The organism is Enterobacter cloacae complex sp. XAL002 (assembly GCF_049236805.1).
Classification (GTDB): domain Bacteria; phylum Pseudomonadota; class Gammaproteobacteria; order Enterobacterales; family Enterobacteriaceae; genus Enterobacter; species Enterobacter intestinihominis.
In genome coordinates, this window is the sequence record NZ_JBMKJN010000019.1 from 16,628 (window position 1) to 30,371 (window position 13,744).

Consider the following 13,744-nt stretch of genomic DNA (forward strand, 5'->3'; position numbering starts at 1 on the left):
TTGTCGCTGGTGCACTTCCCATGCCTGCAAAAGGCAATCTGAATTTACCAAACCGTAACTAATTTAGCTCCTCCTGGGGCTATTTTTGTTGCGTACTTCTAATGCCAGATAGTATAAATCAGGCGGTTCATAGCTTACGGGAGATGAATGACAGGCTTTGCCTTCGTGTTGAAACAAAAATTTGTTTCTTCCTTCTTACTATATATAGGTGACCCCAAATGTCTAAAAATAAAGCTCGCAGTAAAGCCCTTCATCAAACCTTTAGTGAAATTATTCCAGAGATGGATAAGGCGCTAAACAAACAGCTCTTAGAAGTTCTGATGAAATATACAGAACGTGATAATGAACTGATTGTTATTTTGAATGAGGACGGCCCAAATATCATTGAACTTAAGTCTCTTAAGCCTGTGTCTTTGTTGGCCGAAAAGCTTTCTGCTTATTCAAGCTATTATCATGTGGATGTTGTGGAGCTCGTGGTCAAGAAAATTGATTTCGAAGGAGCTTATAAGCTTCTTAAAGCTTCCCCAGATGTACCACTTTTTAAAAGCTTAACTGAACTGGATAAATATCTTGTTGAGGAGTTTGAAAAATACGGATTAAATTCATTTCTTGACGTGGATAATCTGGATTACTCACTTGAAAAAGCCAGTGAACTCAAAAATGAGCAGTTAATAAATTGGGTTTCGGACATCATTTGCAAACGTGAAAAATTAACTTTACGTAAGCGTTTTGATGTCGCAGTAAAGGCCCACTACGAAAATGTAGAAAAAATGTATGATACCATTCGTCCGTTAATGAAAAAACTGGGTTTCCCAGAAGATCTCATGACGCACACCTTTAGTGAGTTAAGCGTTTTTGAAACTAAAGGATGGGACCATGCAATAAAATCGAAAATTGAGACTCTCGCTAAGCGTGAAACTCAATATTTAGATGATGCGGCTAAAGCAGAGAATCGACGTCTTGTAACAGAGAAGTTGGAGAACTCTTTAGCGATTGCACCAACTAAACCAACAAGAAATTGGTTACATATTGCCGGAATTGCCTGTTTGGTAGTCTGCACGTTCATGTATGTAACTAATAAATTTATTTAATCCTGTTAAGGGGGAACCCTAACGGGGCTTCTCTTTGAACAAATCGAGGAGCGGAAAATGTCATATCTTGAATATATCAATGAAGTAAAAGTGTCCGGGATAGTTATCAGTGCTGTGGAGAAAAAAATGACTGACCAGAGTATAGGTTTGTTAATAAAGCTCAAAAATAGGATGAAGACAGAAGTTGATGGTGAAATCACTGAGAGAGAATTTTCAGTTCAAATCAAGGTGTCGCCTGAAATGTATTCAACCTGTTTCACTGGTATAAATCAGGGTGATGAGTTGATGGTCTCCGGTTATATTGTTGTCGATACTATTATGATTGAAGGGAGAGAACATCCTCTTGACTACATGAGAGTGGTAGCAACAAGTAAGTTGGCTCACATACCTAAACCTCTAAAAGGTTTTGGACAAAGTAGCTTTAATCAGATCTGACATTAAACCCACCCTAAAGGGGAGAAATCCCTTCATGGGATTTCTCCTTTTGGAGTCCCCATGAAACAAAAATTTAGGGCTACTGCAATAAGTAGTAATCAACTTAGTTTTTTTTCTATATTCGATATAGATGAAGATGAAATAACGCAAATAGTTGATTCACCCAAAGAGCATTTAAATGATGCATACACGTCCGGATTAAACTTTAAATCAGATGAAAGTAACATTTCTGAGATAAATTATGATTCTGAAAGGCGTGAAAATCACCTTTATGAAAAATCCAAATTACTTAAAAATCAGATTTTGCATACAATTAATTTTGCAGCAGAAACAGATTATCTATATTCGGTTGAAGAATATAACCCAGATTTGGGTGGTCTGGTAATAGAATGGACCCCTGAGGATGTGTATGTTGTTTTTCTATCCGCTATGGAAGAGTCTTTGGAAATCATTAAAGAACTAGTGTTGAGGAGAAAGTTATTCTTCAAAGATGACAATGGTAATATCACAGTGAATCCACTTTTAGAAGCTGAAACACGGTGGTATATGTCAAAATCATTTGAATACACTTGTTTATCTCATGGACTTGATGCATGTGAATTTAGAGCGGAATTAAAATCATGGCTCTATTATCATTCGCATCGTTCGATTAGTGAAAACACGAAATTAGCTGAATGCAGGAATGATGATGAAATCATTTTGCATGATTGCAATGACGATATGGGCTGGGACATCTTCTTTGATCAGGATTATTTAATGTCAGAAAAAAAACTGGCTGTTAAATGGACTGACAGGGAAATTATGGATGTTTACATAAAAGCTTTTAAATCCACATTAGAGTTGTTTGACGAGCTTGTTTCATGTGATCTGTTAACTAAACGAAACGCTTTTGGCAAGTTAGAAATAAATCCAATATTCGAAAATCATTTTGAATGGATCATGTCTGAAGCTTTTGAAATAGTGGGAAATCATCTTGGTTATAATGTGCCTCAAATCAGGAAACTGATGGCAACTATTTGCCAAATGAATCTCAAATAAAATGCCACTGGCAAACATCTGCCAGAGGGCGGTGTTTGCATTTTACCGGAGTTAAAAATGTCTAATGCCGCTATGAAGTTAAATGAAACATCTTCTGATGCTTATGAAAAATTAGAAGCTCTTCTTTCCCCGGATGTTATAAAGTTAAAACATTATGTGGATAAAGGTGAGTATCTTTTAGTTCTAGCAAAGGACCTTTTTGGTATTCCAGAAATGGATCCAAAGATGGCTGTGCCTGTTTTCAAAACTAAAACCTCGTATCGAGCTCCGCTGAACAAAGACTACATACCAAATCCCCGAATACTTGAACAAGTGGTTAAACTGCTTATCAGTCCGGATATAGATTTAAGTGTGTGTCTTAAAGGTGAGTCCGGTTCTGGCAAGACTGAAATGGTAATGTACATTAGCCACATGATGAATTGGCCGCTGACAATTAAGCAGATCAACAGCAATATTCGAGTTGATGAGCTTGAAGGTGAGCGCAGTCTTAATGGTGGTAATACAGGTTTTGTACACAGCGATTTGGTAACGGGATTTCGTAATGGTCACCTCATTCTTCTGGATGAAGTGGACAAAATCGATCCTGATACGGCAGCAAAACTTCACATGCCCATTGAACGTAAGCCCTGGTCACTCAGTGCTAATGGTGGTGAGGTTATAACTGCTAATGGCTACACGCGATTTATTGGTACTGCAAACACAAACATGAGTGGAGGCGCTCGCCGGTTCGTTTCTTCTCAACGTCAAGATGCAGCTTTTATAAAGCGGTTCTTGATAGTTGAAATGGAGAAGCCCGACAAAGTTGCTTTAACCAATGTGCTTACTAAACGATATAGCTCTTTGCCTTTTCAGGTCATTGAGAAGTTCGTAAGAGTAGCGATTGCAGTAAATGACTCTGGTACAGAAGACAGTGTGATGGATATTCGTCAATTAGTAGCTTGGGTTGGCACGTCGATGACGTTAAAAACCTTTAGTCTTCTTGACACTTTCAAAATAGCTTTTGCTTCTGCTTTACCTTTACATGTGGTCGATCTTGTTCTTCAAGCTATAGATCTTTCTCTTGGCGAAGACAAGGATAAATCGCTGGAGTATTTCACAGCAAAAAAGTCGAGTTAGATGGGATTTGTTATGAAACCTCTGATATTTGTATCTCAGAGTTATCCCATCTTGAATTTAGTGCGTTTTTAAGTACGGATGGTGCTGCTACCATTGCTATAGCAAAAAAAGGAACTAATTTTACTGGACTTATGCAACTGAATAACGACTATTCTTTATTGTTTTATCATGATGGTAAAATAAATATGGAAGGTCTAATTAAAGAAATGGAATTAAAAGGTTATATGTATCAGGGAGCAATGGGCAATGATGATGTTGCCGCTGAGTTTCCCGGTATTCTTTTAATTGCACCAGAGAAGCTTTAATATCAACCCTATCGGGAAATCTTTCCCGTTGGGGAGGGTTTCCCCTTTTTTTTGGAGAAACCCATGACTTTAAATACTTCAATGCTTAACAAAGTATCTGCAAAACAAATCTCTGAGAATTTTGCAAAATCATATCCAGATTTACTGGAAGGTGCAGTTATAACAAAAATTGAAATAAGTGGCTGTCAAGGATCGCGTCGAACCGATAAAATCGATTTGTCTTATGATGGAGATGATATTACGGATCAAAAAAGCGTATCTAAAAGCGAAGTACGTTGGATTGACATAAAAGCCCTTAGCTTCAAAAGTACGATTACCAGCAGAATATCAACCCTTTGCTCACGCTTGTGCATCCGCTATAGCAATATGTGGATTTTACCAGTTTCCAGTATGGAAGAGTTTCTGGAAGGGGCCCAAGAGATTGAACGAGAGTTTCAGGCAGGTATTCAAAACGTTGTAGACAATTATGAGATGCATATTGAGGCTGAAAAAAATAGAAGCCCAAGAATGTCTTCTTTGATTGATCAGTTGAAATTAACTAAAGATGATTTCATAAAATCCTTTAGATTTAATATTGCTCACTTTATTCCTTTTACGCCTATTAGCGTTGAAGGTGATGAAACCCAGGACTACTATCAGGAACAATTGATAACAGATCTGGCAGAAGAAGCAATGAGGGTTTATGAAAAAATTAGTAAAAATAATAATTTGCGCTCAAGTACTATTGACCGACTGAAGCAAATGCAAAATAAGATCATTAGCTTCATGTTTATACATAAAGAGGCGGCAGTACTTGCAGAAGCTATAAAACACATAATGAATAATTTACCTAAAGGTGCCATTTCTGAACCTCGCGACGTTGCGGTGTTACAGCAGTGGTTTTATTTCATGAGTGATGCTTCAATGTTAAAGCGTATTATTTCAGGAGAGCAAAAGGTTACTGACTGGTTGGAATCTATTACCAGATCATTTAATCAAAGCTCACAAACAGAACCGAACGCGCTACAGAACACAGGTATTGAAGCTATTTTAGATTCAACAAATGTGTTTCAGGTTGAACCTGTCGTAGAGAACGATATAAAAAACAGCACGTTTTCAAACACTGATTCTGTAGCTGAACCTGAGAAATCAGTTTCGCAACAGGAAGACAATGCTGAAAATGGTTTTGATATCGAGCTCAAAGGCTGGTAACTGTTTGCTTTATTAAAAACCCCAGATGGGTACTTCACCATCTGGGTGAGTACCCCTTTTTATAAAGAGGTATTCTATGAAATTAGATCTTAAATCATCGCCGCGCCATATTAAGCGTTTACAGAATATAGCAAAAGTCATTAGCGGCTTAGGCGATGTAAGAGTTGTAATAGACGACAATACCAAAGGACCGTATTTTGATCCTGTCAATAAAGTTTGTGTTTTACCAAACGGCGATTATAGCGATGATGACTTTGTCAGTCTGATTGAAGGTTTTACCTGTCATGAAGCTGGTCATGGTCGCTATACCGTCAGTGAGGTTTACAGTGACGCCTTTAATAGTGTTCTCATGTCATCTGAAGGGTTTACACGCTTCGATGACGGAATGAATGCAGAGTTTGAGAGCCTCGCTGAGAAACGTAAAGCTTATAGCAGGGCAAAACGTCTTACCGGGCTTATAAATCTGTTCGATGATGTACAGATGGAAGAGAAGGTTGGTAACGATTATCCGGATGCAAAGCGGCGGCTTGCAGCCACTTACGCACTGATGGTTAAAGCCGGAAGGATGACTCCTGATATATCTTCTCGTCCGGAAAATCCTGTCCTATTTATTGAGTGGTATCTGCTTAACTCATTGCGAGTAAAAGTCCTTCAGCAGGTAGGTCACAAAGAAACCCTCGATCCGTTTTTTGACTATGCCCAAAAGATACTTTCTCCAGTAATTTCTGATGTTGAGGAAATTTTTCATGATGCTCTTGGTTGTGAAAATACTCAGGGCTGTGAATCCCTTGCTCGTAAGACCCTGGCTCTTTTAGAGAGACTGCGGGATGAGGCAAAGGAACAACAGCAGCAGACAGAGCAGGAGGAGCAGGAGGCATATGATGAATCCGAGACCGATACCGATACCGAATCAGAAGATAAATCGCTTACGTCGACTGATAGTCGTGAGGATGATTCTGAGGACGATAGTGAAGGTCAGGCAGATACTTCCGATAACGCTGATCTTGCTCAAGAGGGATGTTCTGAGCCTTCAGAACTTGCTGAAGATAACGAGGGAAATAATGAACCCACCGGTGGCAATCCCACGGGTGATAACATTATTGAAGACGATACTGATGCGATTAACCCTTCCGAGAGTGAATCAGATGAAGCCAGTTCGACTAACGTTGAAGATGAAAGTAACTTTTCATCGGCTCAATGGGAGATACTGGCAGATTTGTTGGATGCCTTTCTTAGCAGTGATGAGGATAGCGAAGATTATCACGATGCTTTGGCTAAAGAGATTGAAGGTATTGCATCAAAAGTATCCGATGACGTGAAAGCCGAATTCGGTGCTTCTGAATGGGATATCCCTGATCTCCTTATCGATTTGAATGTTTACAATGAGGCTTTGTCTCTGAGTCATTCAATCGGTAGCGACTTGTCTGTTTTACAGCAGGTTAAAATGCGTGGCCGAAACAAAACTCATGAGCGTGGAATTACCTTCGATGGAAATCGATTAATTCTGTCACAAATGGGAGTTCGTGATGTCTTCAGAGCTCAAAGCGAATCTAAAAATAGAGGGCATGTTGGCCTCGTATTAGTTCGTGATATTTCAGCGTCAATGGCTAATGATGAAAGATATATTCATGCCATTAAGTCAGATCTTGCTTTATCGATGGCCGCTGAAAGTTTGTCAAAAATGCATGTCTCCAATATAGTTTTTCCCTTCAAGGAAAGTGAATTTGAGATTATCAAAACGTTTGATCAAAGCGTTGAGGAATCTCTATCGAAATTCACTCTTGGATGTAAGGGTTATTATACCCCTACGGGATCTGCTTTAATGGCAGCTGTTGATCTGTTACTTGACAGCCAATTCGATAGGAAAATAATTTTTCTTATAACTGATGGTTATCCGAATAAATCGGAATTTACTATCGTCGAAGTTATGGAAAAGGCTAAATGTAATGGAATAGAAATCGTTGGTGTTGGTATTAAGACTGATGAAATAATTGGTTTTGAAACGGACACTTTCGTAACAGTTGATGATACTTCTTTATTGTCTATTGAAGTCAGTAAGCTAGTTCATCAAATACTTTCTTAATAAACTCTACCCAATCGGGGCAAAAAGGCCCCGGTGGGTCTTTTTGCTCCATGAAGGAATAAGGAGCAAAATATGACTCAGATAAAAACTTACCGTGTAGAACATGAAAAAGTCGGTGCGATGCATAAAGTCCGTATTTTCGGACGTGTTGGTGAAGTTATAAGCAATGATAGCCCTCAGGAAAGAATCTTCCGCGAAGTCACTATAGCGGAGGGTAATAGCCAGCAGGCTGCGTTACTTGTAGATAACTACATACAGCGTCTTGAGAATAATGGCTTCACGACTGAAGCATAAATGTTGAGGGCCCCCGGGCCCTCTTTCTTAAATTCTGCGTTGTGGGTTTCTCCCTGTCTTCTGCACCGCAGAAGGCATTGAGAAACTCACAATGCCAGATAAGAGAGATCATCATGACTTATGCATCCCCGGCTCTTCGTCGTAAACCACAGGAAGTATCTGAACACTTTATTAAACTCGTTCATGCTCGAATTGCTGAAGTGTCTGGCTGGAAGTATATATTCGAAAGAATACCTGCTTTCAAAGACGCTTGTGCAAAAGCCCCGAGCCAGGTTCCTTGCCCGTTTACTGGCGCAGGGAAATCGAAGTTTCGTTTCCGACAAAAAGACCTTTATACCGGATGTGCGATCCATAATGACTTTCCGGTAAATGAGTTTTGCGACGGAATTGATGTTCTGGCGAAATATTATGAATTAAGTAAAACGCAGACTTGCAAAAAGATTCTCTCAGATTTTTTCGGGATGGATCTGCATGCTCCGTTAACTGACGCCGACATTGAAAATGAACGACGCTATAAATCAGCAGTTCGTGCCACAGAAACTCTTGACCGAGAGGAAGTGGCAAAGCGAATGCGAAAACTTGATGTGATGTATCACTATACCGGTGAAATAAAGCCTAATACTCCTGTTGCTTTGTACCTCCGTAATCGTGGGATCTCCCGCTTACTGAGTCACTTACCAAAGGATTTAGGCTTTAATAACCGGATCTACTATTGGGATAAAGATAAGCAGAAATCGATTATCTATCCGGGAATGATTGCAATCTATCGTGACACCCGAGGTCGGCCTCTGACTATCCATAGAACATACGTAGACAAAAACGGTGATAAGGCACCTGTAGAAAATCCAAAGCTGATGATGAAGCCTCCTGCCGATATGACAGGTGGCTCAATTCAGTTGTTTGACCCTCACTATGATTCAGGTAGTTCGACCTGGACACTGGGAGTGGCTGAAGGGATCGAGAATGCGCTTTCTGTTGTAGAAGCGACTTCAACACCATGCTGGGCAGCCAGCTCCGCATGGTGCCTTGAAAACGTTACTGTTCCTGATTTTTTACTGCCTCCGCCGGATGTAAAATATATAAACTTTTATATCTGGGCGGATAAGGATATTGCTAACTCACAAGGCACTCGTGCCGGTATCGAAGCTGCTCAGCGACTTCAAAGCCGCATGGTTGAGTTTTTGGCTAAACGATATCCCGCATCAAAGCTGACAATTGAAGTCTTCGAACCAGCACAAGATATTCCTGATGGGAAAAAGGGTATCGACTGGAACGATGTTCTCCAGTTAACAGGGCAGGATGGATTCCCGATTCACTGGGCTCCTGAATGTCTTAATCAGCTGTAACAACGATAACTCCCCCGCATTTTGCGGGGGGGGTTATCTTATCAATATTATTTTTTAAATTGTATTGATAAGATAACCGCTTTCCTTCGTGATAATTACCTGCCTTTAAGGTCTTTTCACGGCTGAGATGCTTGCTCAGTTAAATAAATGTGCGGTACTACTGGCTATGGTCGGTTGTATGACATGGTTATTCCATAAACTATTAAAACCCATAACGGGAGTATTACCGTTATGGTGATGCTCGTCGTTTTACATCGGAGAGCATTTTAATGAATTTTCAAACTAACGAAGTTTTTAATAAATTTGCTGCTGTTATAAAATCGCGCATCGTCAATGAACCATCGTCATGCTATTTGCTGCATGATAATGAGATAGATATAACGATTTTGAAACATGGCATATTAGAAAATGACAGAAACCTGTTGTACGTAGTTCGTCCTTCAGGAACGTGTTTGTTGCGTTGTGACAAATATTTCTATCCGAAATATTATCTTCGTTGCCGTGGAGATTATAAGTCATTCATATATGTCCATCTTGATCTACATAGTGGTGAAGCTAAAGAAATCACATGGGAGCAAGCAGACGATATGCTGTCTAGTCCAGGAAAACCCCCATTAAAAGGAAATCTTGGACGATTTGAGTATATAAAAGTTGTGGTTGAGGACCTTCGTATTCGAGGTTACGCTGATTATCTTCCTGCGTATAATCTTGATGACCTTCGCCGTTTTGCCTTACAGGACGACCGCCCATCCCTTGTCAGATACATTGACAATGTAATGGCAACGGTCTGATTGGTTGCTAATTGATTTACATATTTTCCCTGATGGCCAACCTGCATCAGGGAGGCCTCAATAACGACTGGAGGCTGTATGAAGTTAGCTACGGACCTGGTAAAAGCTATTTTGATTAGAAATGGTGTTGAACCAGTAAATATAAGCGAATCATCTAAATTATCTTTGAAACAACCACTGACAGAACTTAAATTCAGTTTATATTTGCGAACTGAGCATTTATCTCACTTCCTACCCGGTTATGTTTATTCTATAAAAGAATGTCCACTGTCATATGACATCGGGATCGAAATTCAGAAAATCTTCGAAAGTTTACATTTGTTAAACGAAGAATTTGAATCCCTCGGTTTTGTTTCTGTATGGATAGAAATGCATCAAAGCATTTTTGAACAAAGTCGGTTTAAGAAAAGTAACTTTACTTTTCGGGAGGAAGAGGTCGAGCTTGCTAAAGGGCTTGTTTGTTCTCACAATTCACAAATAAGTAATGCGGCTTATTTCTGGCTTCAGCACTTTGAGGAGTTTATGATTTATGTTCGTAATAAGCTTATCGACCTCTTTCGAGAGGCCTATGACCTGATCCTTGGAATGCAGCAAGTATTTTTCATTCGGGAAAAGGAAGAGCTGTTGAAAACTATAAGTTATGGGGATGACCTGTATGAGGTGAAATTAATGGCGGCTGAGCTTTACTCTATCGAACAGAACTTAAAGTGTTCTGAATCGATAAGTACAAAATCTCAAGCTTCGGCATATATTAACCGCATCCGTGAGTTTGTGCGTTCGGGGTGGAGGCAGGGCTATATAGTCTGCCATCATAAGCGAAGTAATCAAATCTCATCATTGTCATTACCGATGTACTTGAAAGATACGTCAGGCCGAAGTGCTCGAAAGCGAGTAAAACGTCTTATATCTTCTACAGTTTGTGGTAGAAATAAAGATTTAGGTCTTACAGATTTTTAATTAAATTATATCCATGTGGGGATCACACCCCATATGGGAGTGATCCCTTTTTTATTGAGAGAGGATCACATGAAAATTATCGAAAAAATCATTAATGCCTTTTTGGTTGTTCAACATAAAAAAATACAGGTTAAAAACATTACATTTTTAGACAATGGGCAGGGCATGTTCTCTGGTATGTCTTTTGATGCTGATGTTTCACTGGAGTTTATGTATGAATCAGCAAAAGCATATAGTTCTTGTTTCTGTGATATTCCCTTTCCAGGTTTTGAAGATGCAAATCTGGAGGAAATTACGAAATTTCAATTAGATGCTTTGAAGCAAAGAAAGAATCATTCTTTCATTGTTAACCATTTGAGGTTTCCTATAGTTTTAAGGGAAGGGTGCAAAATCGAAAGAGGAGAAGTCTATTCAATTTCGAATTGCACTTATAATAAAGAAAGATTGCAGTATCTTTTTTCTCAGGATATTTACGGTAAGTTGTATAATTCCTTAGAGAAAGAATTAAGCTCGTTTTTCTCATTTATCAATGTTGAGGTGCACGAGTTGTTAAAAGATGCTGTATGCTTTGCATTAAAAATCCTGAATAAGATATCTTTGGATACACCTGAAAGACTTATTAAAGCTTTTAATTATCGTGACTGGTATTGTAGTTACGATGTTGAGCTTTTTAGGAAAGGCTTACCTGGTCATATTCTGGAAGAGCTCATTGCTCCAGATATCTTACTTTCAGACCTTAACGGTTGTAGAAAAATACTTAGAAATGCAAAACGATTTCTAAATGGACATACAAAAACCAATTGTGTTTATATTAAATATGAATGGTGGTTGGGGCCTGTGGATACCTCACACTCAGCTAAGTTGATGTCTGACAAAGAAATTAACAACCGAAGTGACTTGAAGAATTTTTCAAAGGTCTTTTTCAAAGAGTGTTTAAGTTCTGGTAAGTCGGAATATGAAAACCATCTTAGTGAAAAAGAACATGCGCTTCGCTACAATTATTAATTAAAATTATTTTCTCCCATAGGGATTTCTCCCTTTGGGAGAAATCCCTCTATTAAGAGGGTATTTAAATGAATGCGATACAAAAGTTAGTTGAATCTATTCTTGTTAAAATGGGTTTTGTTGGCGCTGTAGTGGAAAATATATATTTGGATTCAAAACCATTTCGGCATATTCGATTTGTGGCTGATATTCCAGTAATATCTTTTCTACCTCATTTGGTGAAATATCTTAAGGGCGCAGACCATCTTTACTGTGGTAACGATGATTTGCATCCTCTTTTCATTTATTTTTCCGAAGCGGCTACATTAAAAGCAGGCCCTGTAAATCTCGCGAACTTTCGTTTTGAAGTTTCTATAGCTTCAACTCATTTACGACTGGTCTCAGAGCAGCCTGATTTGCTTATCAAAGGATTTAACCGGGATAATCTAGAATACGTTTATTACCGCTCAGATTTGGCCTCTAAGGATCTTATACTAGGCCTTGTTGAACACGGTTCTCCTTTCATAAAACATCTACATGGACTTATACAAAAGCGAATTTTAAACGAGTTCTCTCTGATTTTTTCTGTTCTTGAAAAGATTTTAGAAAGCGCGAAGCCACAAATTCTTGCTTGCTTCCATAGTGTTGATTATGAAATGAACGTAAAAATAATAGCCGAAGCTATACCTGAAACTGTATCTAATCAGATAGTCACATCTGATTATATAGTTAATTCTATATCAGATGCGGACAAGTTTATAAATCATGTTCGTCGCTATTTAGCAGGCAGGGTAATGAAGAGGCGGATATACGCTGAATTAGATGTTTGTGAAGAAACATCAAATATTTCACTAGTGAACTTAGGATGCTTTACGTCTCCTCTGCTCGTTACGGAATATCAAATGTTTAAGCCACACTCTTCAGGGTTATATCGAAAAGCTATAAACAACTCCTTAAAACAGTTCAAACCAGAAATGCATGTACCTTCTGAAGAACTCTTTTATAATTAATCTAACCCATCCGGGAACTTGCTTCCCGGTGGGAAGCACTTCCTTTTTAGTCATGAGGTAGTGTAAATGTTTAAAGAATCTGACCACGTGGAATTTGTTAGTGCCTTTCTTTATCAAAATTTAGGCCTTAATGTTCCCGCTGACGATATAACCGTTCAATTATCTGATACTTCGTTCGACAAAGTAACCTTTGATTACGATGTAGATATCGATAATTTAAATTGTATGTTGGATCTCTACATATCTGAACTAATAAAGCACAACGCATCTTACTCCGATTCTATTCTTTTGAAACAAAAAATAATTTATTTTCTTGGAGTATTTAAGAATTTCGGATTTTTTACGTTTGATATTCGCGGATATAGTAATACTTTAAGCCCAGTTAAAGTTATTGATATTGTTTCAATGATTATTAATGACTGTGAAGAGTTATCTAAAGCTAATTCTTCTACTGATGCTATAAGAAATCTTTATCTCGATAAAATGAAGGTGGATGGGAAAGTGTTAGTTGCGAAATTTGCACTTAAACAGTTTTTTCATTCCGACTTTGGTGACTTTATCTCATTTGTCGAGAAAAGAATTACAGATTGTCTTAATGAAACTTTAAGGATTATCAAAGCTGTTGAACATGGCTTTGTACGTGTTGGGCAGCATAAGATTAATCGCCGTATTAATGATGACTTAAAGTTATGCATTGATTTCAATACTGATGATTATCCGGCAAATATGCCAGATATATATATTAAGTTTAACGATACATTTGATGGGAACGGGGCGTTATATTGTGACAATGATGCCCTCATATCCCTCTATACCGATGTTGCTTCAATTATCAATGTGCCGGTGATGATGGAAGTAAGATTGATCAATAAAAGAGGGCGTGTTGTCTGTGATTCTTCGCATTCAACTTACGTATCTCTCGAAAGTAATGACCGATACAGAGTAACTGATCGCACATTACTAATAACTGAAGCTTTTGACGATTTTCGTAACGCGTCTCAATGATCCTTTTGCTTCAGTCCAAAAAAGTAACTTTGGTTGGCTGAAGACACTTGTCTATGACAATGTAAAATCTGTCGCTGGCATCTTCTTTTAGCTTAACC

At 38.5% G+C, this 13,744-nt stretch carries 14 protein-coding genes; all 14 read left to right on the forward strand.

What is annotated here, in order from left to right:
* Positions 1 to 218 precede the first annotated feature (218 nt).
* The 14 genes from ACOT0L_RS17260 (at position 219) to ACOT0L_RS17325 (ending at position 13,646) form a co-directional block, all read left to right on the forward strand.
* Entirely contained in the window at positions 219 to 1,091 is an 873-nt protein-coding gene (locus ACOT0L_RS17260; RefSeq protein WP_000041927.1) for a hypothetical protein, read from the forward strand.
* Between the two features lie 57 nt (positions 1,092 to 1,148).
* Entirely contained in the window at positions 1,149 to 1,526 is a 378-nt protein-coding gene (locus ACOT0L_RS17265; protein ID WP_000120822.1) for a hypothetical protein, read from the forward strand.
* Between the two features lie 60 nt (positions 1,527 to 1,586).
* Positions 1,587 to 2,564 (forward strand): hypothetical protein, encoded by a 978-nt coding sequence (locus tag ACOT0L_RS17270; RefSeq protein WP_000810361.1) that lies wholly within the window; start codon positions 1,587 to 1,589, stop codon positions 2,562 to 2,564.
* Between the two features lie 57 nt (positions 2,565 to 2,621).
* Positions 2,622 to 3,680, forward strand: coding sequence for an ATP-binding protein (locus ACOT0L_RS17275; RefSeq protein ID WP_000063335.1), 1,059 nt, complete (start codon positions 2,622 to 2,624; stop codon positions 3,678 to 3,680).
* Between the two features lie 131 nt (positions 3,681 to 3,811).
* Positions 3,812 to 3,985 carry a hypothetical protein gene (locus tag ACOT0L_RS17280; protein ID WP_001176645.1) on the forward strand — a complete coding sequence of 58 codons (174 nt, stop codon included), beginning with the start codon at positions 3,812 to 3,814 and terminating at the stop codon, positions 3,983 to 3,985.
* Positions 3,986 to 4,048: 63 nt separating this feature from the next.
* Entirely contained in the window at positions 4,049 to 5,176 is a 1,128-nt protein-coding gene (locus tag ACOT0L_RS17285) for a DUF3150 domain-containing protein (protein ID WP_000174396.1), read from the forward strand.
* Between the two features lie 76 nt (positions 5,177 to 5,252).
* Positions 5,253 to 7,259 carry a VWA domain-containing protein gene (locus ACOT0L_RS17290; RefSeq protein ID WP_000762700.1) on the forward strand — a complete coding sequence of 669 codons (2,007 nt, stop codon included), beginning with the start codon at positions 5,253 to 5,255 and terminating at the stop codon, positions 7,257 to 7,259.
* Between the two features lie 72 nt (positions 7,260 to 7,331).
* Entirely contained in the window at positions 7,332 to 7,553 is a 222-nt protein-coding gene (locus ACOT0L_RS17295; RefSeq protein WP_000192120.1) for a hypothetical protein, read from the forward strand.
* 113 nt (positions 7,554 to 7,666) lie between these two features.
* The gene (locus tag ACOT0L_RS17300; protein WP_000220379.1) at positions 7,667 to 8,899 is read left to right on the forward strand and encodes a DUF7146 domain-containing protein; all 1,233 of its coding nucleotides are present in this window, start codon (positions 7,667 to 7,669) and stop codon (positions 8,897 to 8,899) included.
* Between the two features lie 269 nt (positions 8,900 to 9,168).
* Positions 9,169 to 9,690, forward strand: a complete 522-nt coding sequence (locus ACOT0L_RS17305; protein ID WP_001011130.1) for a hypothetical protein — start codon at positions 9,169 to 9,171, stop codon at positions 9,688 to 9,690.
* Positions 9,691 to 9,768: 78 nt separating this feature from the next.
* On the forward strand, positions 9,769 to 10,647 hold the full coding sequence (locus ACOT0L_RS17310) for a hypothetical protein (RefSeq protein WP_000762003.1): 879 nt from the start codon (positions 9,769 to 9,771) through the stop codon (positions 10,645 to 10,647).
* Positions 10,648 to 10,716: 69 nt separating this feature from the next.
* Positions 10,717 to 11,652: a hypothetical protein gene (locus tag ACOT0L_RS17315; RefSeq protein ID WP_000691119.1), complete on the forward strand. Its 936-nt coding sequence runs from the start codon at positions 10,717 to 10,719 to the stop codon at positions 11,650 to 11,652.
* A gap of 68 nt (positions 11,653 to 11,720) precedes the next feature.
* The gene (locus tag ACOT0L_RS17320) at positions 11,721 to 12,641 is read left to right on the forward strand and encodes a hypothetical protein (RefSeq protein ID WP_000991697.1); all 921 of its coding nucleotides are present in this window, start codon (positions 11,721 to 11,723) and stop codon (positions 12,639 to 12,641) included.
* Positions 12,642 to 12,707: 66 nt separating this feature from the next.
* Complete coding sequence (locus ACOT0L_RS17325) at positions 12,708 to 13,646, forward strand: hypothetical protein (protein ID WP_000472041.1); 939 nt, start codon at positions 12,708 to 12,710, stop codon at positions 13,644 to 13,646.
* Positions 13,647 to 13,744 lie beyond the last annotated feature (98 nt).

Bases quoted from the DNA above. Each gene is read 5' to 3' on its own strand.
- ACOT0L_RS17260 (WP_000041927.1), top strand. From the start codon at position 219: ATGTCTAAAAATAAAGCTCGCAGTAAAGCCCTTCATCAAACCTTTAGT.
- ACOT0L_RS17265 (WP_000120822.1), top strand. From the start codon at position 1,149: ATGTCATATCTTGAATATATCAATGAAGTAAAAGTGTCCGGGATAGTT.
- ACOT0L_RS17270 (WP_000810361.1), top strand. From the start codon at position 1,587: ATGAAACAAAAATTTAGGGCTACTGCAATAAGTAGTAATCAACTTAGT.
- ACOT0L_RS17275 (WP_000063335.1), top strand. From the start codon at position 2,622: ATGTCTAATGCCGCTATGAAGTTAAATGAAACATCTTCTGATGCTTAT.
- ACOT0L_RS17280 (WP_001176645.1), top strand. From the start codon at position 3,812: ATGCAACTGAATAACGACTATTCTTTATTGTTTTATCATGATGGTAAA.
- ACOT0L_RS17285 (WP_000174396.1), top strand. From the start codon at position 4,049: ATGACTTTAAATACTTCAATGCTTAACAAAGTATCTGCAAAACAAATC.
- ACOT0L_RS17290 (WP_000762700.1), top strand. From the start codon at position 5,253: ATGAAATTAGATCTTAAATCATCGCCGCGCCATATTAAGCGTTTACAG.
- ACOT0L_RS17295 (WP_000192120.1), top strand. From the start codon at position 7,332: ATGACTCAGATAAAAACTTACCGTGTAGAACATGAAAAAGTCGGTGCG.
- ACOT0L_RS17300 (WP_000220379.1), top strand. From the start codon at position 7,667: ATGACTTATGCATCCCCGGCTCTTCGTCGTAAACCACAGGAAGTATCT.
- ACOT0L_RS17305 (WP_001011130.1), top strand. From the start codon at position 9,169: ATGAATTTTCAAACTAACGAAGTTTTTAATAAATTTGCTGCTGTTATA.
- ACOT0L_RS17310 (WP_000762003.1), top strand. From the start codon at position 9,769: ATGAAGTTAGCTACGGACCTGGTAAAAGCTATTTTGATTAGAAATGGT.
- ACOT0L_RS17315 (WP_000691119.1), top strand. From the start codon at position 10,717: ATGAAAATTATCGAAAAAATCATTAATGCCTTTTTGGTTGTTCAACAT.
- ACOT0L_RS17320 (WP_000991697.1), top strand. From the start codon at position 11,721: ATGAATGCGATACAAAAGTTAGTTGAATCTATTCTTGTTAAAATGGGT.
- ACOT0L_RS17325 (WP_000472041.1), top strand. From the start codon at position 12,708: ATGTTTAAAGAATCTGACCACGTGGAATTTGTTAGTGCCTTTCTTTAT.